Raw genomic sequence first — 22,258 nt, 5'->3', positions numbered from 1 at the left:
CAAGGTATGCCCCAGCACCCCCTTCGCCTCGCCCTCCTGCTCTCCCTCGGTGCCTTGGCAATTCCCCAGGCCCAGGCCCAGCAGAAGCCGTTGAAGCAGCCGGACGCCCCCGCCGCATCCTCGACCACCGCTGCCGCCGTCGCGAAGGGCGCCGACGAGGTGAGCCTCGACGACATCCGCAATTTCACGCGGGTGTACCACATCGTGCAGCAGGCCTACGTCGAAAAGCTCGACAACAAGACCATCATGAATGCCGCCATCAGCGGCATGCTGCAGAACCTCGACCCGCACAGCGAGTATCTCGACAAGGAAGGCCTCGACGAGCTCGACGAGGACACCACCGGCCAGTACGGCGGCCTCGGCATCGAGGTGATGCAGGTGGACGGCATGCTGAAGATCGTCTCGCCCATCGACGACACGCCCGCCTCGCGCGCGGGCATCAAGGCCGGCGACACCATCCTCAAGGTCGACGGCATGGTGGTGGACAGCCAGAACATCGACGAAGCCTTCAAGAAGCTGCGCGGCGATCCGGGCAGCAAGATCACGCTAACGGTCCTCCACGAGAAATCCGACAAGCCGATCGACATGCCGCTGGTGCGCGAACGCATCAACGTCACCAGCGTGAAGCTGCGCCAGCTCGAGCCGGGCTACGTCTACATCCGCGTCAGCCAGTTCCAGGAAGACACGGCCACGGACCTGGACAAGAAGCTGGCCGACTACATCAAGAAGAACGGCGCCCCGCGGGGCGCGGTGCTGGATTTGCGCTCCAACCCCGGCGGCCTGCTCACCACGGCCGTGGGCGTGGCGGACACCTTCCTCGACGGCGGTACCATCGTCACGACGAAGGGCCGCCTACCCGATGCGAACCTGCATTTCGACGCCCATCCGGGCGACATGCTGGCCGGGGCGCCGATCGTCATCCTCGCCGACAACGGCACCGCCTCGGCCGCGGAGATCGTCTCCGGCGCGCTGAAGGACGACCACCGCGCGCTCATCATGGGCCGGCGCACCTTCGGCAAGGGCGTGGTGCAGACCGTGCTGCCGCTGGACCAGGACCACGCGGTGAAGATCACCACCGCGCGCTATTACACGCCCAACGGCACATCGATCCAGGCCGAGGGCATCAAGCCGGACATCGCCCTCGCCGATCTTGCGGTGAACAAGGCCGATACGCCGCCGCAGCTCATCGGCTCGGAAGCGGACCTGCCGAACCACCTCGTCAACGAGAAGGCCGACACCGAGGACAAGGGTTCGGCGGACGACGATGGCAAGCTCGCTATCGAGGATTACGCGTTGTCGCAGGCGCTGAACGTATTGAAGGGCATGGCGCTGAACCACTCCCGCTAGGCGAAAGCCAACCTACCGTCGTTCCTGCGGAAGCAGGAACCCAGGGACTCCACGCACGATCGTGCCGAAAGGCGCTGGATGCCTGCTTTCGCAGGCATGACGGGACTACCAGAACTTCCACCAGGGGCGGGTGGCTTTCGCCACCGCCTTGCGCACCTTGCGCGGAAGGTCGGGATCGGCAGGCGCAGCCGCGGTGGCTTCGACCAGGGTCCACCCTTCGTAAGCGGCCGCACCGAAGGCCGATGCCGGCAGGTCGGCATGGAACGTGGTGACGCTCTGCGCCAGTTCGATCGGAAGGGAGTAGTAGTGGTCCACGTCGTCGCCCTCGGCATCCGCCGCATCCTGCATGGATTCGATGCGTGCGTGGATCGCATCGAAGGCCGCCGGGAGGCTGCCGCTGGTGGACAGGTCGCGGGTGTCGTCCTGCTGTCCGTCATGCTCCGCGCGCCAGTTGCGCAGGCCATTCACGTAGCAGGTGGCCGAGCTCACCATCGTGCCGTCGTCATATTCGCAGGTCACCACCACGCACCCGCGCGAGAGGCGGCGCATGGCGTCGTCGGCGATCAGGGGCGCCGCGAAACGCGTGACCACCGCGAACCAGCCGTTGGGCAGGGCCAGGGAAAACCCGCGCCTGGGATGGCTCGCCGTCTGCCCGTTCGGCACGAGCTCGAGCGCGGCGAGCACTTCGTCGCCACGCCTGCCTTTCACTGCGAGCCAGGCGATCGAGCTGCTCATGCGCCTACTCCGCCGCGGGTGGCTTCAACAGGAAGCGCACCGCCAGAAGGCCCAGTTCGTAAAGCAGGCACATCGGCACCGCGAGCATGATCATGGAAAGCAGGTCGGGCGGCGTGATGAAGGCGGCGATCGCGAAGGCGCCGACGATGGCGTAACCGCGCCCCTTGCTGAGCTTCTCGGCATCGACGATCCCCACCGCGGCGAGGATCACGACCGCCACCGGCACCTCGAAGCAGAGGCCGAAGGCGAAGAACATCAGCATCACGAAATCGAGGTAATGCGTGATGTCGGTCATCATCGCCACGCCCTCGGGGGTCACGGCGTTGAGGAACTTGAAGGCCGCCGGCAGAACGATGAAATAGGCGAAGGCGCAGCCCGAATAGAACAACAGCAGCGACGCCACCAGCAGCGGCCGGGCCAGGCGCTTCTCGTGCCGGTAGAGCCCGGGGCTGACGAAGGCCCACAGCTGGTAGAGGATCATCGGCATGCTGATGAACAGCGCCACGAAGAAGGCCAGCTTCAGCGGGGTGACGAAGGGGCTCGCGACCTCGGTGGCGATCAGGTGCGCGCCCTGCGGCATGCGCTCGACCAGGGGCTTTGCCAGCTCGGCGTACAGGTGGTTCGCCACCGGCACCAGGGCCAGCAGGACGAGCAGCAACACGACGATGGCGCGCAGCAGTCGCGAGCGCAGTTCGATCAGGTGGGAGAACAGGCCCTCTTCGACCACGTCGTCGGACGACGGATCGGGCTCAGGTGCGGTCATGCGAATCGTTCTTCAGCGGGAGCATCTCGAGCGAAGGGTCCGGCTCACGGCCCTCGGCGCGAGCGACCTGGGTTTCGGTGAAGGTGTCGCGCACCTGCTCGCCGGTCTCGCGGATGCCCGCGCCCGCGGCGCGGATGTCCTCGCGCACGCTGTCGCGGGTGGCGCGGGCGTTCTCCGCGGTCTCGCGGAGGGTACGCTTGATTTCCTCGGCCTGGATTTCCCGCTCCACCTCGGCGCGCACGCTATCCCAGCCGCTGCGCATCCGGCGCAGCAGCGCGCCGGCGGTGCGGGCGGCGTGCGGCAGGCGCTCCGGTCCGAGGACGATGAGCGCCACCACCGCGAGGAGCAGCAGCTTGGTGAGGCTGATGTCGATCATGCTGCCGCCGGAATCACGGAGCCCGGTCGCGCGGCTCGCTCGATTCGGCGTGGACCGGCGGGACCTGGGTCGAGGGCGGCGGATCGGCACGCAGCTTTTCCTCGCGCTCGCGCTGCTGGCGTGCCTCTTCGTCGCCGTCCAGGCCCTTCTTGAAGTCCCGCATGGCGCCGCCAAGGTCCGAGCCGATGTTGCGCAGCTTCTTCGTGCCGAAGATCAGCACGACGACAAGCAGCAGGAGGACGATATGGGTAATGCTCATGGAAACCTCGGGGGCCGCCTCGGGCAGCCGTTGGGACGGGGGTCAGCGACTAGTGTACTCCTCCAGTTTATCCCTGAATTCCACGACCTCGCTTGGAACATTCGTCACGCCGCCCTCGAAGATGCGCCGGGCCGTGATACCGCGGCCGTAGACCTCCTCGTTAGCGTCGTCGTCGATGCTGAAATGGGCGCCATCCAGCGCGATGCCGGCGTAGAGACCCTTGGCGCGGGCGTAGGTGTAGATCTCGGCATTCATCCGGCCGTCGGTGGCGGCGGTGGCCGAGCGGCCGACCGGGCCGGCGGCGGCGCCCGCGTTGGCGCCCATGGTCCATTTGCCGTCGATGATCTCGTTCACCCCGCGATCCGTCATGAAGACCAGGATCACGTCGGCGGACTGGACGCCCGCCTGGAAGCCGAAGCCGGCACCGGCGAGGGAAATGAAGTTCGGGTTCGACCAGACGCCGTCGTGCTTGATGGCAATGAGACCCTCGCCCTTCGTCCCCGAGAACACGAAACCGCCCTTGACCATCTTCGGGATGACCGCGATGGCGTGGGCATTGCGCAGCATGTCGGTGGGCAGGGATTTGTCCGGGGCGTCGTCGATCATGTCCCTCAGCACCCGGATGGCCTCCCGGGCCTGCTTCTGGGGCGGATCCGCCGCCTGCGCCGCCATCGATGGCAGCAGGGTGAGGAATCCCAGGGCAAGCAGGCTGTACAGGCGTGGGGACATCGGTGGCTCCTTCTGGCGCGGATAGGCAGCGGCTGCGGCAACGCATGCGAGCCCCGCTACGCCGCCGTATGGCAGACTGCAGCGATCCCCGCGAGCGCCGTACGCCGATGCCAGGTAACCAAGACTATACCGGCCCCGCCGGTCAAACCCACGCCAATGCGCCGACGGCGGGCGTGCTGCTGGTTAATCTCGGTACACCTGAGGCACCCACAGCCGCCGCCGTGCGGCCTTACCTCGCGCAGTTCCTCGGCGATCCCCGCGTCATCGATTATCCCCGGCTGCTCTGGAAGCTCATCCTGCACGGCGTGATCCTGCGGGTGCGGCCCAAGCGCTCCGCGCACGCCTACGCCCGCATCTGGACGCCCGAAGGCTCCCCGCTGCGGGTCTACAGCGAAGCCCTGGCCGCCGCGCTCCAGGACGAGCTCGCCAAGCGTCTCGCGGAGCCCGTGCGGGTCGCGCTGGCGATGCGCTATGGGCAGCCGGACATCGCCGGGCGCATCGCCGCCCTCCAGCGCGAAGGCGTGCGCCGACTGCTGGTCCTGCCGCTGTACCCGCAGTATTCGGCCACCTCCACCGGCAGCGTCTTCGACGCCGTCGCGGACACCATCAAGACGCTGCGCTGGCCGCCGGAACTGCGCCAGGTCAACGACTACCACGCCGAACCGGCCTATATCGCCGCACTGGTGGATAGCGTGCGCGCGCACTGGGCCGCCAACGGACGCGGCGAGAGGCTGCTGATGAGTTTCCATGGCATTCCCGAACGCTACGTGCGCGAGGGCGATCCCTATTTCGAGCAGGCGCAGGCGACCGCGCGACTGCTGCGCGAGGCACTGGGCCTCGCGGAGACCGAGGCGCCGCTCAGCTTCCAGTCGCGGGTGGGCCGCGAGCGCTGGCTGCAGCCCTACACGGACGAGACGGTGAAGGCTTTCGGCGCGCAGGGGATCAAGCGGATCGACGTCCTCAGTCCGGGATTCGCGGTGGATTGCCTCGAGACGCTCGAGGAGATCGCCATGCAGAACGCGGAGTTCTTCCGCGACGCGGGCGGCGAGACGCTGAGCTACATCCCCTGCCTCAATGCCACGCGGCCGCACGTGGACGCGCTGGCCGCGCTGGTGAGCCGGCATGGCCAGGGCTGGCCCGAATTCTCGCCCGGAAGCAACGGCCATGCGTGAGCTGGACATCGCGATCCCGGGCCTCGCGCTGTCCGGCCTGGCCTGGGGCGAGCCCGACGCGCCGCCGCTGCTGATGCTGCACGGCTGGCTCGACAATGCGGCGAGCTTCGCGCTGCTCGCGCCCCGACTCGCCGACCGCTTCCACGTTATCGCGCTCGACCTGCCCGGCCATGGGCATTCGGGACACCTTCCGGAAAGCACGGTCTATCAGCACGTCGATTACGCGCGGGCGGTACTCGCCGCCGCCGACGCGCTCGCCCTGCCGCGCTTCCACCTGCTCGGCCATTCACTCGGCGCCGGCGTCGCGACCCTGGTGGCGATCGCGGCACCCGAACGCGTGCGCGGGCTGGCCCTCATCGAAGGGCTAGGACCGCTGGGCGACGATGGCTCGCGCACCCTGGACCGCTTCCGCGAAGCCATGGCATCGAAGGCGGGAGGCAGCCGCCCTCTGCGCGTGTTTCCCAACATCGACGACGCGGCCAGTGCCCGTGCACTGGTCGGCGGCCTCGACGCCGCGCTGGCCCGTCCGATCGTGGAACGCGGGCTGCGCGCGGTCGACGGCGGCTACAGCTGGCGCAGCGATCCCCGCCTGTCGCGTCCCACGGCCATCCGCCTCGCGGAGACCCAGGTGATGGCGCTGCTGCTCGGACTCGCCGCGCCGACCTCGCTGCTGCTGGCCCGCCCGCATCCGCCTTATCTCGAGCCGGAAGCCTTGCAGGTGCGCATCGACTGCGTGGCCGACATCCGCGTCACTCACATGGACGGCGGACACCACCTGCACCTGGAGCGCCCCGCCGACGTAGCCAACTGGCTGCACGCAGCCCTGTAGGAGCGCGCCTCGCGCGCGACATCTTTTGAGGCCGTGACCTGGAGCTGGCGCGCCACCTTTGGGACAGGCGCGAAAAGATGTCGCGCGCAAAGCGCGCTCCTACAACGGGTTCAGGCCACGGGCTCGAAACGGAAGCCCGTCTGGATCACCGGATCGACCAGCCAGTGGTCGGCGAGGAGGAAGGCGAACAGCACCATCAGGTACACGATGGAATAGTTGAACGTCTTCATCGCGAACAGCTCGTCCGGCGGGTTGAGCAGGCGGATCGCGTACCAGAGGAAGCCCGCGCCGAGCACCACCGCGCCGAACAGGTAGATGAGGCCGCTCATGCCGGTGAAGAACGGCAGCAGTGTCACCACGAACAGCAGGATCGTGTAGAACAGGATGTGCCAGCGCGTATAGGTCACGCCATGGGTCACCGGCAGCATCGGCACCTGCGCGCGGGAGTAGTCGTCCACCCGGAAGATCGCCAGCGCCCAGAAGTGCGGCGGTGTCCACACGAAGATGATCAGCAGCAATTGCAGCGCGTAGGGGTGCAGCGAGCCGGTCACCGCGGTCCAGCCGAGCATCGGCGGCGCCGCGCCGGCGATGCCGCCGATCACGATGTTCTGCGGCGTCGCACGCTTCAGGTACGCGGTATAGATCACCGCATAGCCGATCAGCGAGAAAAAGGTGAGCACCGCGGTGAGCATGTTCACCAGGAACACCAGCACCAGCATCGACAGGATGCCGAGGGTCATCGCGAACACGAACACCTGCATCGGCGTGAGTTGCCCGGTGGCGAGCGGACGGTGCGACGTGCGCGCCATCAGCTTGTCGATGCGCTGGTCGATCAGGTGGTTGAACGCGGCCGCCGAGGCCGAGGCGAGCCAGATGCCCAGCGTGCCGAAGACCACGGCGTGCCAGCCCGGCAGCATGCGCTGCCCGTTCGCGTCCACGGCGAGGAACATGCCGATGACGGCGCAGAAGACCAGCAGCGCGACGACGCGCGGCTTGGTCAGTTCGAGGTATTGACCGAGGACGCTCACGGTGACTCCGACGCGGGCAGGCGCTGCGTGCTCGCCAAGGTCGCGAGCAAGGTGAAAAGCAAGAGTGCGGCGACGCCATTGTGCGCCGTCGCCACCGGCAGCGGCAGGCCCAGGTGCACGTTGCCGATGCCGAGCAGCAGCTGCGCCACGAGGATTACGGCCACGGCGATGCCGAGCTTGCGGAGGCCGGCGCGGGCCAGGCGATGCGCCAGCCAGCCCAGGTAGCAGAAGGTCACCAGCGCCCCGATGCGGTGGGCGATCTGGATGGCGCTGCGCGCGGCCATGTCGAGTACGCCGCCCTCATAGTTCACGCCCACGCCGCGCCAGAGCACGAAGGCCTCGCGGAAATCGGTCTGCGGCCACCACTCGCCCAGGCACTTGGGGAAATCGGTGCCGCATGCCAGCGCGGCGTAGTTCGAGCTGGTCCAGCCACCCAGGGCGATCTGGCAGACCAGCACGCCGATGCCGATCGCCACCGGCGCGCGCAGCGCAGCAAAGCGGTCGTCCGGCGTGCCCACCCGCCACCAGCGCAGCGCGGCCCATGCCAGCAAGGCGAACGTGGCGAGGCCGCCAAGCAGGTGGCCCATCACCACGACAGGCTTCAGCAGCAGCGTCACCGTCCACATGCCCAGCATGGCCTGGAAGATGATGACGGCGAGCACGGCCACGCCGACCTTCCAGGCACCGGGCCGTTCGAGCTTCGCGGCGGCGATCAGCGGCAAGGCGATCGCCAGCGCCGAGAGGCACGAGGAAACGACGTGTTCGCCGCGCATGTACATCACGACGCCCACGGCGGCGAACACCGCGGCCAGCAGCACGGCGGCGACCGCGAAGCGGCGGCGCCACGCGGCCACCAGCGCGATCGCCAGCACCATCACGCCCAGGCTGCCGGCGAGGAAGCGGTGCACCTGTTCACGCCATGCCTTGTGTGTTTCATACGGGCGATCCGGGAATGCCTCGTTCGCCTGCGCAATATCCTGCGCATGGCCCGGCCAGGTGACCTTGCCATAGCAGGTAGGCCAGTCCGGGCACGACAGTCCGGCGTTGGAGAGCCGCACGAAGGCGCCGAACATCACCACGCAGAAGGCGAACAGCGCGGCGAGCAGGGCCAGGGTACGGAGAAACTTCACGGCACGCGGCGAAAACATCAGCGGATCACCTTCTGCAGGTCCTTGCGCAAGCCGTTCGGGTCGAAGCCGGCCGGATACCAGGCCAGCGCCGTGGCGTTGGATTCGACGAGCACCGCGGCGACGCTGTCAGCGTCGGCGGGACGGAAGGACGCGAACGCACCGGCGGGATCGGTGCCCACGCTGTAATCGCGCATCACCGTGCCGGCTTCCGCGCTCGCCGGCGGCGTGCCGATGTAGAGCAGGCGCAGGCGGTCCGCGTTGCGGTTCAGCACGATGCGCGCATTGCGCATGAGCGCGAGGGTGTGCAGGCAGCGCGCGGCACAATCCGGGCCCGGCAGGGCGACGAGGGTCAGCCGTGGCTCGCTGTCGCGCCACGCCCAGGCCTTGCCGTCCACCTCGACGCGCACGTCCGTCAGGCTTCGCTGCGGCACGATCGGCCGGCCGTTGCCCTTGCCCTCCGGCTGCCAGCCGGACAGCGTCAGCAAGCCGGCGGCGAGGATCGGCGCGAGGAACACGAGCATGATCAGCACGAGCTTGAGGCGGCCGCTGCGCGGCGTGGGGGTCTTGGCGTTCGGATCGGTCATCAGCGTCGCTTGCGGTGCAGTAGGACGAAGATCACCAGCGCCGCCAGGGCGAAGGTGAACCATTGGAAGGCGTAGGCGCGGTGGCGGGCCGGTGGCATGAAGCCCGGCGTCCAGTCGCGCGTGTAGATGCTCGCCGGGTCGGCGTCCAGCAACAGCACGCGAGGATACAGCGAGCGGCCGAGGTCGGCGCCGATGTCCTTGAGGTCGACGTAGACCATCGCCTTCTCGGGGCCTTGCTGGCCCGGCAGGCTGTTCCCGCCCATGCGGATGCCGACGCCGGGCGGCGGCACGTAAAGCCCGCGCACGTGGGTTTCACCCTCCGGCAACGGGGGCAGGCGCGGGTCCACGCCACCGTCCTTGGGCAGGAAACCGAGGTCCACGAGCAGGTAGGGATCGCGCCCGCGCGGGGCGAACGGCGCATAGACGTGCACGCCCAGCTTGCCCGCATGGGTCTGGTCGTCGAGGAGGTAGTAGTGGCCGGGAACGAAGGTCCCCCGCAAGTCCAGCCGCGGATACCTGTCTTCCGGCGGCGCCTCGGCCACCCTGCCGAAGTCCTCGACGCCGGCGGTCGCAGATGCGGCGAAGCGTCGCAGGAGCTCGTCCTTCTCCGCCGCCCGGTCCAGCTGCCACACGCCCAGGCGGATGAAAACGAGGATGCCGGCCAGCGTCAGTGCGACAGCGAACCACGTCGGACGGCGCAGAAAGGTCATGCAAGACCCCGCGTGGCCGCCGCTATACTCGGGTTGTCGCAATGGGGCGGAACGGTCACGTGGAAACCATTTATAAGTACGCGCTGGTGATCCTGCTGCTGGTGGTGTTGTTCAACCTTGGCCAGGCACTGTTCTTCATGATGACCGACAAGGGCCAGAGCAAGCGCACGGTCTGGGCCCTCACCCGCCGCATCGGCCTGTCCCTGCTGCTCATCGCCATGGTGGCGCTGGGCATCTTCATGGGCTGGCTGCACCCCCACGGTGTCGGGCAATTCTAACGCGGGTCCGCGGAGAGCCAAGGCGCGGTGCGGCAATTGGTGCCGGAGAGCAAGGCGCTGGGCTCCTGCCTTCGCAGGAGCGACGGAGGATGGTGCGTTTTCGCTGTACCGTTCGGCGTTTCGCTCGGCGGGTCGATGTCGCTCAGTTGTCGATCTGGGTGATCTTGGCGACCTTGCCGCCGATCACCTCGATCAACACCGATTTCCCGCGCCGGTAGTACTCCAGGCGGTAGCCTTCCAGCCCGCCGCGGCGGGTTTCGATGGGCGTTTCGCGGTCCGGTTTGCCGGCAACCGCGCGCAGGCGGCCTTCGCTGTCGCCTGTCGATACCACCTGGGAGCCGAAGCGATACGTATCGGCAGCCGCGACACTCGCCGCAGATAACGCAAGAATGAGGACAGCAGCGGCGCGCTTCATGAAATCTCCTTGTCCTGAATGTGTGGAACGCGTGGGCCGGGCGTGGCGACCCTTATTGCAAACGACCTCGCAGCCTGTCAATCGGCGCAACACGCCGAAGAAGAACCCGCCTTTCGGCGGGCTCGTCCGGATCAGCGATCGGTGCCCAGACGCGCCTTGAACGTCGCGCGCATGTCGGCGGGGACGCCGCCCTGCTCCAATGACTTGTCCAGGGCCGCATAGCGCTTGCGGAACGCCGCTACCTCCTCCGCGAAGTGCTCGGGATGGTAGTCGATCAGCAGGTCCGCCTGGGCGGCGAGGGAGACGTCGTCGGGCACGCCGTTCACGTCCTGCCAGTGCGCCTTCAACCACGCCACCGCCTCACGCACGTCGCGCATCTGGCCGACAAGGCCGTTCACGTCGGGTGCGTTCGCGGGCCAGGTCACCTCCACGACCTGCGCCTGGTCGTAGCCGTGCGCGGGCAGGGTCACGTGCAGGGTGAGGTCCTTGCCGGTGAGGCGCCAGGTTCCTGGTTTCGCGTCATCGGAACGCGTCAGCGCCACGCCGTCCACGGTGACGCTCGCCGGCATGGCCGAGGCCACCACGTCCACCGACCACAGGCGCGACGTGGGCATGCCCGGATAGCTGCCGGTGCGCGGCGCGATGCGAACGCGCAGCGCATGTTTCGACCATTCGGACGAAAGCGCGGTGCGCGCGAATGCGTTGCCGCGGTACGCTTCGTCGTCGCCCGCATCCTCGTACAGTTCCGCCTGGCCGCCCCCCCCGCCCGGGTAGACGCGCAACGTACGCGCGCCGCTGTCATGGGAGACGCTCACGGCCGGATCGGTGTTGGTCGGAACGATGGCGCCCGCGCGAGCGAAGACCGGCACTTCGTCCAGCCGATAATGTCCTTCGAGCGTGCGGCCGCCCTTCACGACGGCACCGCCGGCGGTAGCGAACCAGTTGCCCGCCGGCAGCCAGGTGGCATGCGTGGCGAAGCCGTTCGCGTCGGCCGCCGCCGTCACCGGCGACACCAGCAGATCGTCGCCGAACATGTATTCGCCGCTGGCCTTGTACGCCTCGTCATTGTCCGGCCATGCGTAGTACATCGGACGCACGAGCGAGACGCCGGTGTCGTACGCCTTGCGGCCCATGGTGTACGTGTACGGCAGGAAGGTATAGCGCGTGAGCACCGTGGCGCGCAGCGCATCGAACTCCGCCGGCGCGAACCGCCACGGTTCCTTCGTCAGGTTCGGATTCTTGGTGGTGTGCGTGCGCATGATGGGGCTCCACGCGCCGAACTGCATCCAGCGGATGTACAGCTCCGGATCGATGCGGCGCGTCGCCGGATCGCTTTCGTCGCGGAAGGTATGGCCGCCGAGGTCGTGGCTCCAGTAGCCGTACAGCACGTTCGACGCGGTGGCGGTGAAGCGCGGCTGGAAGGCCAGGGAGCCCCAGGAGATGATCGAATCGCCCGAGAAGCCCACCTGGTAACGGTGGTTACCGAGGCCGCCCCAGCGGTGGTAGATCAATGCGCGCTTGCCGCTCTGCTCCTGCATGTGCGTATAGAACACATGGTTGAGCCACCAGGTGTTGGACAGGCCTGGCATGGCCTTCGATTCCTTGAACTGCTGCCAGTCGAGCCACCAGAAGGTCACCCCAAGAGCGTTCAGCGGATCGAGCACGGTCTTGAAGTACGCCGCCATGTACACGGGATCGGCGGCTTCGAACGGCAGCGGCCTGGCCGGATCCGCATGCAGTGCGGCCATGAAGTCCTTGTACGCGTCTTCATGCGGCAGGATGCCGGAGGCCGGATGCAGGTTCAGCGTGGTCTTCAGCCCCTGCTCGCCGAGCCAGCGCAGCAGACGGCCGGGCTCGGGGAACAGGCTGCGGTTCCACGTATAGCCCGTCCAGCCCATGCTCTGGCCGTTCACGTCCTTCTTCGGATGGACCCAGGAGAGGCCGTCGGTGCGGTGCCAGTCCATGTCGATCACGAGCACGTCGAGCGGAATGCCGTAGCGCTGGAAATGACCCACGAGATCGCGCAGTTCGTCGTCGCTGTAGTTCCAGTAGCGCGACCACCAGTAGCCGAAGGCATAGCGCGGCGGCAGCGGCTCGCGGCCCGCGACCTGCGCGAAATCGCCCAGCGCCGCGGTGTAGTCGTGGCCGTAACCGAAGAACGTGAGGTCGGTGCAATCCTGGCAGGCGCGACGGTGTACCCAGGGCAGTTTTTCGTTACCCAGCACGAAGCTGCCGGTGTCGTCGACGAGGTGCCAGCCATCGCGCGAGATCAGACCCTGGCCCAGGTCCAGCAGCGAGTTGTCCGAGGCATGGCGATCGCCATCCACCTGGTCGAGCGTGCGCGCCGTGCCACCGAGATTCGTGGACTCCTTGAGCCCAGGATGCCAGTCGATGGCGGGCTTCGTCTTCTTGGACGCGATGCTGAGATTCTCCGCCGTGAACGCGCCCGAGCCTTCCTTGTAGCGGAGCGTCAGCAGGTCGGTACGGATCACCAGCCAACCATTCTCGTGGCTTACCGTGGACTTCGCGTCCGGTGCGCTGCCACGCGTAGCGAAAACCAGCGACGGCGCGTCTTCGAACCGGGCGTTCGGCGAGTACTCCATGCGGATGACCCGCGGCGTAAGCACCGTGAAGCGGGCGTTGCCACTGGTGACGGGCGCATCCGTGGCATGCAAGGGCGCGATGGCGGCGCACGCGAGCAAGGCAAGCGCCCCGGCCAGGTGGAACATCTTCATGCGGCATCTCCCCTGCAACGGACGTCCGACCGTAGCATGAGATCGATTTAAATGGGTCAAGCCGTGCGCTTTCCGCTCGCCTACTGTCACTTCGACGGCTGAAAAAAAACCCGCCTCGCGGCGGGTTCTTTCGGATCAGAGCACGTAGACGAAGAGGAACAGCGCCAGCCAGACGACGTCGACGAAGTGCCAGTACCAGGCCACGGCTTCGAAGCCGAAGTGGTCGTCCTTCGAGAAGTGGCCCTTCGCGCAGCGGACCCAGATGATCGCCAGCATGATCGTGCCCAGGGTCACGTGCATGCCGTGGAAGCCCGTGAGCATGAAGAACGTGGCGCCGTACACGCCGCTGCCCAGGGTGAGGTTGAAGTGCTCGTACGCTTCCGCGTACTCGTGCGCCTGGAACCACAGGAACAGGCAGCCCAGCAACACCGTGGCGCCGAGGCCGATCAGCAGCGTCCTGCGATGACCCGCCTTCAGCGCGTGGTGGGCGATCGTGATCGTCACGCCCGAGGAAAGCAGGATCAGCGTGTTGAGCAGCGGGAGGCCCCAGGCCGCGATGGTCTGGAACTGACCGCCGATCGCCTCGGGACCGCCGCCACCGGCCGCGCCCCAGGCCGCGTTGTAGTTTTCCCAGATGAACTGGTGGGTGAGCACGCCGTGGCCCTCGCCGCCCAGCCAGGGCACCGAGAACACGCGCGAGTAGAACAGCGCGCCGAAGAAGGCACCGAAGAACATCACTTCGGAGAAGATGAACCACATCATGCCCATGCGGAACGAGCGGTCCACCTGGCCGTTGTAGTTGCCGGCCAGCGACTCGTTGATCACCGAGCGGAACCAGCCGAAGAACATGGCCAGGATCAGGGCGATTCCGACCCAGAAGAGCGGCTTGCCGATACCGCCCTCGCCCGGCTGCGCGTTCAGCCAGTGCGCGGCACCGAACACGGTGACGAACATGGAGATCGCGGCCACGATGGGCCAGTAGCTCTTGCTCGGTACGAAGTAGACGTCTTGTTGCTGGTGACCCATGGTGGTTTCCCGTGGATATCTGTTTTAGCCGGTCAGACCTTCAGCATCTGCACGATCGAGAGCACGAACACGGCCACCGCGAATCCGCCCGCGTAGAGGGCGGTGCGGCGGGCGCGCTTGCGGCGCGCCTCGAGTCCGGCGTCGGTCACGTGCTGCATCGGTCAGTGTTCCGTGTTGCCGTGGGCGAGCTCGTCGTCATGGATGACCGGCGGCACGTCGAAGGTATGGAACGGCGCCGGCGACGGCACGGTCCACTCCAGGCCCTTGGCGCCTTCCCACGAGCGGTCCGCGGCCTTCTTCTTCGAGAAGTACACGCAGTGCACGATCACGCCCAGGAAGATCAGCTGCGAGGCGCCGAACCAGAAGCCGCCGATGGAGCTGACCATGTTGAAGTTCGCGAAGGCCACGTTGTAGTCGGGGATGCGGCGCGGCATGCCGGCGAGGCCGAGGAAGTGCTGCGGGAAGAACAGCACGTTGACCGAGATGACGCTGGACCAGAAGTGGATCTTGCCCCAGGTCTCGCTGTACATGTTGCCCGACCACTTCGGCAGCCAGTAGTACGCGGCGGCCATGATCGAGAACGCGGCGCCGGTCACCAGCACGTAGTGGAAGTGCGCCACGACGAAGTACGTGTCGTGGTACTGGAAGTCGGCCGGGGCGAGGGCGAGCATGAGGCCCGAGAAGCCGCCGATGGTGAACAGGATCACGAAGGCGATCGAGAACAGCATCGGGGTCTCGAAGGTCATCGAGCCGCCCCACATCGTCGACACCCAGTTGAACACCTTCACGCCCGTGGGCACCGCGATCAGCATCGTGGCGTACATGAAGAAGATCTCGGCGCCCATCGGCAGGCCCACGGCGAACATGTGGTGGGCCCAGACGATGAACGAGAGGAAGGCGATCGAAGCGATGGCGAACACCATCGCGCGGTAGCCGAAGATCGGCTTGCGGGCGAAGGTGGGGATGATCTCCGAGATGATCCCGAACGCCGGCAGGATCATGATGTAGACCTCGGGATGCCCGAAGAACCAGAAGATGTGCTGGAACAGCACCGGGTCGCCGCCGCCTGCGGCATTGAAGAAGTTGGTGCCGAAGTACTTGTCGGTCAGCAGCATGGTGACCGCACCGGCCAGCACCGGCATCACCGCGATCAGCAGGAACGCCGTGATCAGCCAGCTCCACACGAACACCGGCATCTTCAGCAGGTCCATGCCCGGCGCGCGCATGTTGAGGATGGTGGCGATGATGTTGATCGCGCCCATGATCGAGCTGATGCCCATCAGGTGGATCGCGAAGATCACGTAGGCCACCGATTCGCCCTGCAGCGAGAGCGGCGGGTACATCGTCCAGCCGCCGGCGGGGCCGCCACCCGGCATGAACAGGGTCGACAGCAGCATGAAGAAGGCGAACGGGAGGATCCAGAACGACAGATTGTTCATGCGCGGGAGCGCCATGTCCGGCGCGCCGACCATGAGCGGGATCATCCAGTTCGCGAGCCCGACGAAGGAGGGCATGATCGCGCCGAAGATCATCACGAGCGCGTGCATCGTCGTCATTTCATTGAAGAAATACGGTTGCACGAGCTGCATGCCCGGCTTGAACAACTCCGCGCGGATGACCATCGCGAAGGCGCCGCCGATGAAGAACATCGTCAGCGAGAAGATCAGGTACAGCGTGCCGATGTCCTTGTGGTTCGTGGACATCACCCAGCGCTGGAAGAACCCCTTCGGGGCCCCGTGGTGATCGTGGTGGTCGTGGGTGGCTGCGTGCGCCATAGCCTTACCTCTACCTGCTAAAACGTGCGGTTAACCCTGGGGGGCCTGGGCGGGAGCGGCCTGCGCGGTCTGCGCGGCCTTCTGCAACGTGGCCTCGTCTTCCTGCGTGGCCAGCCACTGTTCGAATTCGGCCTTCGGCACGGCCTTCACCACGATCGGCATGAAGCCGTGGTCCTGGCCGCAGAGTTCGGCGCACTGGCCGCGGTAGACACCGGGCTCCTTGATCTTGGTCCAGGCCGAGTTGGCGATACCCGGGATCGCGTCCATCTTCCAGCCCAGCGCCGGCACCCACCAGGAGTGGATGACGTCGCCGCCGATGATGACGAAGCGGATCTTGGTATCGGTCGGCACGACCAGCGGCTTGTCCACGTCCAGCAGGTACGTGGCATACCCGTCGACCTGGATCTTCGCCGGGTCGAGGTTGGACTTCAGCTGGCGGGTGCGGTTGGAGGTTTCCTCCAGCTTCGACATGAAGCCGACCTTGTCGACGCCCTTGCCCTTGTAGTCGACGTAGTCGTAGCGCCACTTCCACTGGTAGCCGGTGACCTTGATGGTCATTTCCGAATTCGTGGTGTCGGCGAAGGTGGTGAGGCCGCCGGTGGCAAGGTGCGCCAGGAAGATGAGGATGATGACGGGGATGACCGTCCAGACCACTTCCAGCTTCGTGCTGTGAGACCACTTCTCGGCCACCGCGCCGCGCGACTTACGGAAGCGGAACATGGCGACGAACATGGCGCCGAAGACGACGATGCCGATGACCACGCAGACCCACAGGGCCACCATGTGCATGGCGTAGGGCGACCATTCGGCCGCCCCCTTGGTCATGTTCAGCTGGTTCGGTTCCGGGTTGGCCCATGCCGCCCCTCCGAACAGCGCGAAGGCGCCCGCCGCCCATGCCGATACAGATCGTCCGATGCCGCCAGATGTCATGTCTTGCACCTTTGTTGAACCTACCTGCGCGTCTGGCCAGAGACTTCGGACAGCAGCACCATGAGTTTCCTTGACACCTCGGTCCTTTCCTCTTCCCCAAGGAAGGCCCCGATTTCGAGCTCGTTGCCGTGCGACGTGAGCAACAGACGCTGTCGTCCGTCCCCCGGTGCCAGTCCGATCCGTACCCAGTACGTCTGGAAGCGGACCTTCCGGTGTCCCGGCACGGCACGAACCTCCAGCGTATCCGGACCGATCGCGATACGTTCACCCCTGTCGCCGGCCCGCCAGGCCGCGCCAAGCGCGAACCCCATGACGAAGGCCTCGATCAATGCGAAGAAGGGAGCGAACACATTCCCCTGCCATGCACCGAGTGACGCCGTCGCCAGGGCCATCGCCGCAAGTCCGATGATCAAACGACGCAGACCGCGCTTGTCCAGCGCACGGTTGGGCCGTAGCCACAACACGCGCGGCTGACCCGCGACGGTCGGTCGAAGCACGATCATGGGAGCCTACGCGTGCCTGGAACATTGGGATGATAGGGCGGTATGGATGCCGGGGACAAGTTGTCGCATACGCAACGCGCTTCCCGCAGGGCGGGGCGCGCCATTCCCGCGGGGGCGGTTCGCAATAACACACGAAGGCCCCCGCTCCCCTACAATGGGCGGTCTCCCTCGTCCCCACACGCCCAAGTGAACCCGACCATCCTCCGTCCCGAACTTCCGACCGGCGCAGAACCGGCGCGCGCGCGAATCACCGCCGCCTGGCTGCGCGACGAAACCGAGGCCGTCAACGACCTGCTGGCCCAGGCCACCCTGCCCCCGACCGAGCGGGAACACGTCATCGACGTCGCCGCCGGCCTGGTCACCCGCGTCCGCGCACGGGCCAAGGACCAGAGCGCGGTCGAATCCTTCATGCGCCAGTACGACCTCTCCTCCGAGGAGGGCGTGCTGCTGATGTGCGTGGCCGAGGCGCTGCTGCGCATTCCCGACAAAGCCACGGCGGACAAGCTCATCCGCGACAAGCTGGGCGATGCGGACTGGAAGAAACACCTGGGCCAGAGCGAGTCGCTCTTCGTCAATGCCTCTACCTGGGGCCTGATGCTCACCGGCCACCTGGTGAACCTGGCGGAGGAAACCCGCCACGACTTCACCTCCGCCCTGCGCCGCCTGGTCGGCCGCGCGGGCGAGCCTGTGGTGCGTCTGGCCGTGCGCCAGGCCATGCGGATCATGGGCCACCAGTTCGTCATGGGCCGGACCATCAAGGAAGCCCTGGACCGCTCCAACGAGAAGGAACACGCGGTCTACCGCTACTCCTACGACATGCTCGGCGAGTCGGCGCTCACCCAGGCCACCGCGGAGCGCTATCAGCAGGATTACCGCGACGCCATCAAGGCCCTGGGCGCACGCGGTCCGTTCCCGAACAACCTGGAAGCGCCGTCGATCTCGGTGAAGCTCTCCGCGCTGCATCCGCGCTACGAGGTGGGCAACCGCGCCCGCGCCCGCGCGGAACTCGGCGCGAAGCTGCTCGAGCTCTCCCAGCTCGCGTTCAAGAACGGCATCGCGCTCTCGGTGGACGCCGAGGAAGCCGACCGGCTTGAGTTGTCGCTCGACATCATCGGCGACGTCTTCGAGCACCCTTCGCTGGAAGGCTGGAACGGCCTCGGCATCGTCATCCAGGCGTACCAGAAGCGCGCGCCCTTCGTCATCGACTGGGTCACCGAGAAAGCCCGCGCCACCGGCCGCCGCTGGTTCGTGCGCCTGGTGAAGGGCGCCTATTGGGACGCCGAGGTGAAGCGCGCTCAGGAAGGCGGCCTGCCCGGCTACCCGGTGTACACGCGCAAGCCGAACACCGACGTGTCCTACCTGGCCTGCGCGCGCCGCCTGTTCGCCGCGGGCCCGGACGCCGTCTATCCGCAGTTCGCCACGCACAACGCGCACACCATCGCCGCGATCCACCACATCGCGCAGGGCCGCCCGTACGAGAACCAGCGCCTGCACGGCATGGGTGCCGACCTCTACGCGGAGGTGATCGGCAAGGACAAGCTCAACGTGCCGTGCCGCGTGTATGCCCCGGTGGGCAGCCACGAGGACCTTCTGCCGTACCTGGTACGCCGCCTGCTCGAGAACGGCGCGAACACCAGCTTCGTGAACCGCGTGGTCGACGAGAGCGTGCCGGTGCGCGACCTCGTCGCCGATCCGTGCGAGATCGTGCGCTCCTTCGCCTCGATCCCCCATCCCCGCATTCCCCTGCCGGTCAATCTCTACGGTGAACTTCGGAAGAACTCCATGGGCATGAACTTCGCTAACGACAACGAGCTCAACGAACTCGCCGACGCCGTCAACCGCCACAGCGGTCCGTGGAACGCCGTTCCGCTGGTCGCCGGCGGCGCCACCGGCGGTACGAAGACCGAGGTCACCGATCCCTCCGATCGCCGCCGCATCGTCGGCACGGTGGAAAACGCCGACGCCGGCATGGTCGACAAGGCGCTCGCCGCTGCCGTGAAAGCGCAGCCAGGCTGGGACCGCCTCCCGGCGGCCAGCCGCGCGGCCATCCTCGAACACGCCGCCGAGCAGCTCGAGCACAACCGTGCCGAATTCATCGCGCTGTGCGTGCGCGAGGCCGGCAAGAGCCTGCCCGACGCGATCGCCGAGATCCGAGAGGCGGCCGACTTCCTGCGCTACTACGCCACGATGGCCCGCCGCCTGTTCGGCCAGCCCGAGCAGCTGCCGGGCCCCACCGGCGAGAGCAACCAGCTGTTCCTGAACGGCCGCGGCGTGTTCGTCTGCATCAGCCCGTGGAACTTCCCGCTGGCGATCTTCCTGGGCCAGGTGGCCGCCGCCCTCGCCGCGGGCAACTCGGTGATCGCGAAGCCCGCGGAGCAGACCTCGCTGATCGGCTACGAGGCCGTGAAGCTGCTGCACGCCGCTGGCGTGCCGACCGACGTGCTGCAGTACCTGCCGGGCGACGGTGCCACGGTCGGCGCCGCGCTCACCCGCGACCCGCGCGTCTCGGGCGTCGCCTTCACCGGCTCCACCGAAACCGCATGGGCGATCAACCGCGCGCTCGCCGCGCGCAACGCGCCGATCGCCGCGCTGGTGGCCGAGACCGGCGGCCAGAACGCCATGATCGCCGACTCCTCCGCCCTGCCCGAGCAGATCGTGAAGGACGTGATCGCCTCTGCCTTCCAGTCCGCCGGCCAGCGCTGCTCCGCGGCGCGCGTGCTGTTCGTGCAGGAAGACATCGCCGACAAGGTCATCGGCATGCTCGCCGGGGCCATGGCCGAGCTGAAGGTGGGCGACCCCGGCCTGCTTTCCACCGACGTGGGCCCGGTGATCGACGCGGACGCGCTCAAGATCCTGGTGGAACATGCCGAGCGCATGGACCGCGAGGCGAAGAAGATCGCCGAGGTGCCGCTGCCGGAAACGACCGCCAACGGCACGTTCTTCGCGCCGCGCGCGTACGAGATCCCGTCGCTGGAAACACTCACCCGCGAGATCTTCGGCCCGGTGCTGCACGTGATCCGCTGGAAGGGCTCGGAGCTGGAAAAGGTGATCGACCAGATCAACGGCACCGGCTTCGGCCTCACACTGGGCGTGCACAGCCGCATCGACGACACCATCGAGTTCATCCAGAGCCGCGCGCGCGTCGGCAACTGCTACGTCAACCGCAACCAGATCGGCGCCGTGGTGGGCGTGCAGCCGTTCGGCGGCGAGGGGCTCTCGGGCACCGGCCCGAAGGCGGGCGGCCCGCACTACCTTCTCCGCTTCGCCGGCGAGCGCACGCTCACGATCAACACCACGGCCGCCGGCGGAAACGCCTCGCTGCTGACGATCGGCGAGTAAGCGTCCGGTGTGAGTCTGCTGTGTGTGGGCCGCTTCAGCGGCGATGGTGCTCGCGGCTAGCGTGCCCGCTGCCGCGGGATCGCCGGCGGAGCCGGTTCCCACAACGACATTTACATGAGCTATCGGCGACGCATGTCCAACGGATAGGGGGCGCTGTCGTGGAGACAATGCAATCGGCTAGTGCATGGAGCGGAAGACCTGCGGCATAGAATCGAAGGCCGCCACGGTGGAATCGACGCCGTGGCGGATCTGTCGATTCAGGAGAATGGAATGCTGCTTAGAACCGCTGCCATCGTATCGATGGCATGCCTTGCCTGCTCCGCAGCCATGGCGCAGAGCGCGGGCGAGAACTTCGATCACTTGCCCGCCCAGGAAATCTCACCCGCCAATCCCCTGGCACTCGAACACTTCCGCGTGGAGTTCCCGTTCGGGGGCAGGGCCGTCATCCGCCCGGCCGAAGACCAGGACGAACTCTCCTCCGGCATGGTCCTGGGAGCGCCGGCCGACTGGAACCTGGCGAGCCTGATGCTGCATTTCGAGCAGCCATGGAAGCGCCTGACCTTCACGCTGGTACTGCCGCCCACCAGCGAACGCGATATCCGCTCGCTGATCACGCTCTATGGCAACGACGCGGAAAGCCCGTCCTCGAATGCCACGTTGTTCTGGCACCGGATGGACCGGCAGCGTATCCGCGTGGAACTCGTTCGCAGCTCGGCCGAGCCTCCCTTCCAGAGGGTGCTGTTGCACCTGTTCCGCGGCGCGTACGTCGACAACATCGAGATGGATCCGTCGCGCGCCCCTGCCGAGATGACCGAACTCCCGGCGCCCGCACTGGCAAGGAACCCATAGCCGCTACCGGCAACCGTCGTGCATTTCCGGCACACGGTGGCCATGCCCTCTTCCCTTTCAAGCAGGGGGCTCTTACATATCGCTTGCGGATGGATCCGCCTTGCCCATGCTCATGGCGCGAGTCAACCAAGGAAGGGGATCGATATGGCATCGGAATCGCTCAACGGCCGGAAAATTCTTTCCGAGCTTCCGGAAGGCAAGGGCGCCGCGGCGACGGCGCCGCACAGCGAACACTTCGACCACGCGAAATGCCGCACGCTTGCCGCACACGAAACGCACGATCTCGGCGAGATCCTGGTCCTCACGGGAGACGAGCCTCTGCTCATCGTGGACGATGACGACGGCCCCGCACTCACCTCGGTAGACAAAGGCAAGGTGCGCCGCACTGCTTGCCAGTTGCTGTTCCGCCACGCTTACCAGCGCGTGTCGTTCCACATCGAGGTGGACAGCAGGACGACGGATGCGCACATCGGCCTGCTCAGGCATACCACCCTGGCGGAAGTGCAGGCTTTCACGCTGCACCGCCCCAAGCCGCTGCGTACGCAGGAAGGTAGCCGCCTGCGCCATACCATCGACTATCGTGCGCCGCCGCTGGAAGAAGTGCAGGGCATCGTGTGGCGCGGGGGCAACCTCAGGCTCAGCCACATCGAGCTGGCACCCTGACTGTAGGAGCGCGCCATGCGCGTTTATGCCCGCGTCGGGTACGACATCTTTTCGCGGCATTCTGGATGCTGGCGCGCAAGCCC

23 protein-coding genes are annotated in these 22,258 nt (G+C 66.9%); 7 read left to right on the top strand and 16 right to left on the bottom strand.

The genetic code is table 11. The annotated features are described in order from the left end of the window. The first annotated feature begins 6 nt into the window (after positions 1–6). On the top strand, positions 7–1,347 hold the full coding sequence (locus ACR9ZH_RS12750; protein WP_481291125.1) for a S41 family peptidase: 1,341 nt from the start codon (positions 7–9) through the stop codon (positions 1,345–1,347). A 105-nt stretch (positions 1,348–1,452) separates the two neighbouring features. Here ACR9ZH_RS12750 and ACR9ZH_RS12745 read toward each other — a convergent pair whose 3' ends face one another. From ACR9ZH_RS12745 to ACR9ZH_RS12725, 5 genes are read right to left on the bottom strand one after another with little or no spacing between them, the layout of a single operon-like run. Next, a complete protein-coding gene (locus ACR9ZH_RS12745; protein ID WP_481291124.1) occupies positions 1,453–2,082 on the bottom strand; it encodes a hypothetical protein in 630 nt (209 codons plus the stop codon). 4 nt (positions 2,083–2,086) lie between these two features. Next, positions 2,087–2,845: a twin-arginine translocase subunit TatC gene (tatC, locus tag ACR9ZH_RS12740; RefSeq protein ID WP_481291123.1), complete on the bottom strand. Its 759-nt coding sequence runs from the start codon at positions 2,843–2,845 to the stop codon at positions 2,087–2,089. After that, a complete protein-coding gene (tatB, locus tag ACR9ZH_RS12735; protein WP_481291122.1) occupies positions 2,832–3,221 on the bottom strand; it encodes a Sec-independent protein translocase protein TatB in 390 nt (129 codons plus the stop codon). The genes tatC and tatB overlap by 14 nt, the downstream gene beginning before the upstream one ends. Positions 3,222–3,234: 13 nt before the next feature. Further along, a complete protein-coding gene (gene tatA, locus ACR9ZH_RS12730) occupies positions 3,235–3,480 on the bottom strand; it encodes a twin-arginine translocase TatA/TatE family subunit (protein ID WP_481291121.1) in 246 nt (81 codons plus the stop codon). Between the two features lie 42 nt (positions 3,481–3,522). Further along, positions 3,523–4,209 (bottom strand): lipid-binding SYLF domain-containing protein, encoded by a 687-nt coding sequence (locus tag ACR9ZH_RS12725; RefSeq protein ID WP_481291120.1) that lies wholly within the window; start codon positions 4,207–4,209, stop codon positions 3,523–3,525. 107 nt (positions 4,210–4,316) lie between these two features. Between ACR9ZH_RS12725 and hemH the strand changes: the two genes are divergently transcribed. Next, positions 4,317–5,381 carry a ferrochelatase gene (gene hemH, locus ACR9ZH_RS12720; RefSeq protein WP_481291119.1) on the top strand — a complete coding sequence of 355 codons (1,065 nt, stop codon included), beginning with the start codon at positions 4,317–4,319 and terminating at the stop codon, positions 5,379–5,381. Further along, positions 5,374–6,210, top strand: a complete 837-nt coding sequence (locus ACR9ZH_RS12715; RefSeq protein WP_481291118.1) for an alpha/beta fold hydrolase — start codon at positions 5,374–5,376, stop codon at positions 6,208–6,210. The genes hemH and ACR9ZH_RS12715 overlap by 8 nt, the downstream gene beginning before the upstream one ends. Positions 6,211–6,320: 110 nt before the next feature. Here the strand turns inward: ACR9ZH_RS12715 and cyoE are convergent, their stop codons facing one another. The 4 genes from cyoE to ACR9ZH_RS12695 are packed head-to-tail and all read right to left on the bottom strand — an operon-like array spanning position 6,321 to position 9,662. Then, positions 6,321–7,238 (bottom strand): heme o synthase, encoded by a 918-nt coding sequence (cyoE, locus tag ACR9ZH_RS12710; protein ID WP_481291117.1) that lies wholly within the window; start codon positions 7,236–7,238, stop codon positions 6,321–6,323. Then, positions 7,235–8,386 carry a COX15/CtaA family protein gene (locus ACR9ZH_RS12705; RefSeq protein ID WP_481291116.1) on the bottom strand — a complete coding sequence of 384 codons (1,152 nt, stop codon included), beginning with the start codon at positions 8,384–8,386 and terminating at the stop codon, positions 7,235–7,237. Before ACR9ZH_RS12705 ends, cyoE begins: the two co-directional genes overlap by 4 nt. Then, entirely contained in the window at positions 8,386–8,952 is a 567-nt protein-coding gene (locus tag ACR9ZH_RS12700; protein ID WP_481291115.1) for a hypothetical protein, read from the bottom strand. Before ACR9ZH_RS12700 ends, ACR9ZH_RS12705 begins: the two co-directional genes overlap by 1 nt. After that, positions 8,952–9,662 (bottom strand): SURF1 family protein, encoded by a 711-nt coding sequence (locus ACR9ZH_RS12695; RefSeq protein WP_481291114.1) that lies wholly within the window; start codon positions 9,660–9,662, stop codon positions 8,952–8,954. Before ACR9ZH_RS12695 ends, ACR9ZH_RS12700 begins: the two co-directional genes overlap by 1 nt. 41 nt (positions 9,663–9,703) lie before the next feature. Here ACR9ZH_RS12695 and ACR9ZH_RS12690 point away from each other — a divergent pair, with 41 nt between their 5' ends. Further along, positions 9,704–9,940: a twin transmembrane helix small protein gene (locus ACR9ZH_RS12690; RefSeq protein ID WP_072322441.1), complete on the top strand. Its 237-nt coding sequence runs from the start codon at positions 9,704–9,706 to the stop codon at positions 9,938–9,940. Between the two features lie 142 nt (positions 9,941–10,082). On the opposite strand, the gene ACR9ZH_RS12685 is transcribed toward ACR9ZH_RS12690, so the two are convergent. From ACR9ZH_RS12685 to ACR9ZH_RS12655, 7 genes are all read right to left on the bottom strand, one after another. Then, a complete protein-coding gene (locus ACR9ZH_RS12685; RefSeq protein WP_481291113.1) occupies positions 10,083–10,355 on the bottom strand; it encodes a DUF2845 domain-containing protein in 273 nt (90 codons plus the stop codon). A gap of 131 nt (positions 10,356–10,486) precedes the next feature. Further along, positions 10,487–13,090: a glycoside hydrolase family 31 protein gene (locus ACR9ZH_RS12680; protein ID WP_481291112.1), complete on the bottom strand. Its 2,604-nt coding sequence runs from the start codon at positions 13,088–13,090 to the stop codon at positions 10,487–10,489. A gap of 135 nt (positions 13,091–13,225) precedes the next feature. Continuing rightward, positions 13,226–14,116 (bottom strand): cytochrome c oxidase subunit 3, encoded by an 891-nt coding sequence (locus ACR9ZH_RS12675; protein ID WP_481291111.1) that lies wholly within the window; start codon positions 14,114–14,116, stop codon positions 13,226–13,228. Positions 14,117–14,148: 32 nt separating this feature from the next. Beyond that, positions 14,149–14,274, bottom strand: coding sequence for a hypothetical protein (locus ACR9ZH_RS12670; RefSeq protein WP_481291110.1), 126 nt, complete (start codon positions 14,272–14,274; stop codon positions 14,149–14,151). 3 nt (positions 14,275–14,277) lie between these two features. Next, positions 14,278–15,891 (bottom strand): cytochrome c oxidase subunit I, encoded by a 1,614-nt coding sequence (gene ctaD, locus ACR9ZH_RS12665; RefSeq protein ID WP_427457061.1) that lies wholly within the window; start codon positions 15,889–15,891, stop codon positions 14,278–14,280. Between the two features lie 30 nt (positions 15,892–15,921). Continuing rightward, positions 15,922–16,821 carry a cytochrome c oxidase subunit II gene (coxB, locus tag ACR9ZH_RS12660; RefSeq protein ID WP_481291109.1) on the bottom strand — a complete coding sequence of 300 codons (900 nt, stop codon included), beginning with the start codon at positions 16,819–16,821 and terminating at the stop codon, positions 15,922–15,924. A gap of 20 nt (positions 16,822–16,841) precedes the next feature. Beyond that, on the bottom strand, positions 16,842–17,324 hold the full coding sequence (locus tag ACR9ZH_RS12655) for a DUF2244 domain-containing protein (protein ID WP_481291108.1): 483 nt from the start codon (positions 17,322–17,324) through the stop codon (positions 16,842–16,844). A gap of 186 nt (positions 17,325–17,510) precedes the next feature. Between ACR9ZH_RS12655 and putA the strand changes: the two genes are divergently transcribed. The 3 genes from putA (at position 17,511) to ACR9ZH_RS12640 (ending at position 22,175) form a co-directional block, all read left to right on the top strand. Then, the gene (gene putA / locus ACR9ZH_RS12650; protein ID WP_481291107.1) at positions 17,511–20,663 is read left to right on the top strand and encodes a bifunctional proline dehydrogenase/L-glutamate gamma-semialdehyde dehydrogenase PutA; all 3,153 of its coding nucleotides are present in this window, start codon (positions 17,511–17,513) and stop codon (positions 20,661–20,663) included. A 270-nt stretch (positions 20,664–20,933) separates the two neighbouring features. Continuing rightward, positions 20,934–21,512, top strand: a complete 579-nt coding sequence (locus ACR9ZH_RS12645) for a hypothetical protein (protein WP_481291106.1) — start codon at positions 20,934–20,936, stop codon at positions 21,510–21,512. Between the two features lie 144 nt (positions 21,513–21,656). Next, on the top strand, positions 21,657–22,175 hold the full coding sequence (locus ACR9ZH_RS12640; protein WP_481291105.1) for a hypothetical protein: 519 nt from the start codon (positions 21,657–21,659) through the stop codon (positions 22,173–22,175). Positions 22,176–22,258 lie beyond the last annotated feature (83 nt).

Source organism: Luteibacter sp. SVR4-7G, from assembly GCF_056755555.1.
Note: the sequence above shows the minus strand (reverse complement) of the source record. Positions and strands in the feature narration are given on the sequence as shown.

Bases quoted from the DNA above. Each gene is read 5' to 3' on its own strand.
- ACR9ZH_RS12750 (WP_481291125.1), top strand. From the start codon at position 7: ATGCCCCAGCACCCCCTTCGCCTCGCCCTCCTGCTCTCCCTCGGTGCC.
- ACR9ZH_RS12745 (WP_481291124.1), bottom strand. From the start codon at position 2,082: ATGAGCAGCTCGATCGCCTGGCTCGCAGTGAAAGGCAGGCGTGGCGAC.
- tatC (WP_481291123.1), bottom strand. From the start codon at position 2,845: ATGACCGCACCTGAGCCCGATCCGTCGTCCGACGACGTGGTCGAAGAG.
- tatB (WP_481291122.1), bottom strand. From the start codon at position 3,221: ATGATCGACATCAGCCTCACCAAGCTGCTGCTCCTCGCGGTGGTGGCG.
- tatA (WP_481291121.1), bottom strand. From the start codon at position 3,480: ATGAGCATTACCCATATCGTCCTCCTGCTGCTTGTCGTCGTGCTGATC.
- ACR9ZH_RS12725 (WP_481291120.1), bottom strand. From the start codon at position 4,209: ATGTCCCCACGCCTGTACAGCCTGCTTGCCCTGGGATTCCTCACCCTG.
- hemH (WP_481291119.1), top strand. From the start codon at position 4,317: ATGCCAGGTAACCAAGACTATACCGGCCCCGCCGGTCAAACCCACGCC.
- ACR9ZH_RS12715 (WP_481291118.1), top strand. From the start codon at position 5,374: ATGCGTGAGCTGGACATCGCGATCCCGGGCCTCGCGCTGTCCGGCCTG.
- ACR9ZH_RS12705 (WP_481291116.1), bottom strand. From the start codon at position 8,386: ATGTTTTCGCCGCGTGCCGTGAAGTTTCTCCGTACCCTGGCCCTGCTC.
- ACR9ZH_RS12700 (WP_481291115.1), bottom strand. From the start codon at position 8,952: ATGACCGATCCGAACGCCAAGACCCCCACGCCGCGCAGCGGCCGCCTC.
- ACR9ZH_RS12695 (WP_481291114.1), bottom strand. From the start codon at position 9,662: ATGACCTTTCTGCGCCGTCCGACGTGGTTCGCTGTCGCACTGACGCTG.
- ACR9ZH_RS12690 (WP_072322441.1), top strand. From the start codon at position 9,704: ATGGGGCGGAACGGTCACGTGGAAACCATTTATAAGTACGCGCTGGTG.
- ACR9ZH_RS12685 (WP_481291113.1), bottom strand. From the start codon at position 10,355: ATGAAGCGCGCCGCTGCTGTCCTCATTCTTGCGTTATCTGCGGCGAGT.
- ACR9ZH_RS12680 (WP_481291112.1), bottom strand. From the start codon at position 13,090: ATGAAGATGTTCCACCTGGCCGGGGCGCTTGCCTTGCTCGCGTGCGCC.
- ACR9ZH_RS12675 (WP_481291111.1), bottom strand. From the start codon at position 14,116: ATGGGTCACCAGCAACAAGACGTCTACTTCGTACCGAGCAAGAGCTAC.
- ACR9ZH_RS12670 (WP_481291110.1), bottom strand. From the start codon at position 14,274: ATGCAGCACGTGACCGACGCCGGACTCGAGGCGCGCCGCAAGCGCGCC.
- ctaD (WP_427457061.1), bottom strand. From the start codon at position 15,891: ATGGCGCACGCAGCCACCCACGACCACCACGATCACCACGGGGCCCCG.
- coxB (WP_481291109.1), bottom strand. From the start codon at position 16,821: ATGACATCTGGCGGCATCGGACGATCTGTATCGGCATGGGCGGCGGGC.
- ACR9ZH_RS12655 (WP_481291108.1), bottom strand. From the start codon at position 17,324: ATGATCGTGCTTCGACCGACCGTCGCGGGTCAGCCGCGCGTGTTGTGG.
- ACR9ZH_RS12645 (WP_481291106.1), top strand. From the start codon at position 20,934: ATGCTGCTTAGAACCGCTGCCATCGTATCGATGGCATGCCTTGCCTGC.
- ACR9ZH_RS12640 (WP_481291105.1), top strand. From the start codon at position 21,657: ATGGCATCGGAATCGCTCAACGGCCGGAAAATTCTTTCCGAGCTTCCG.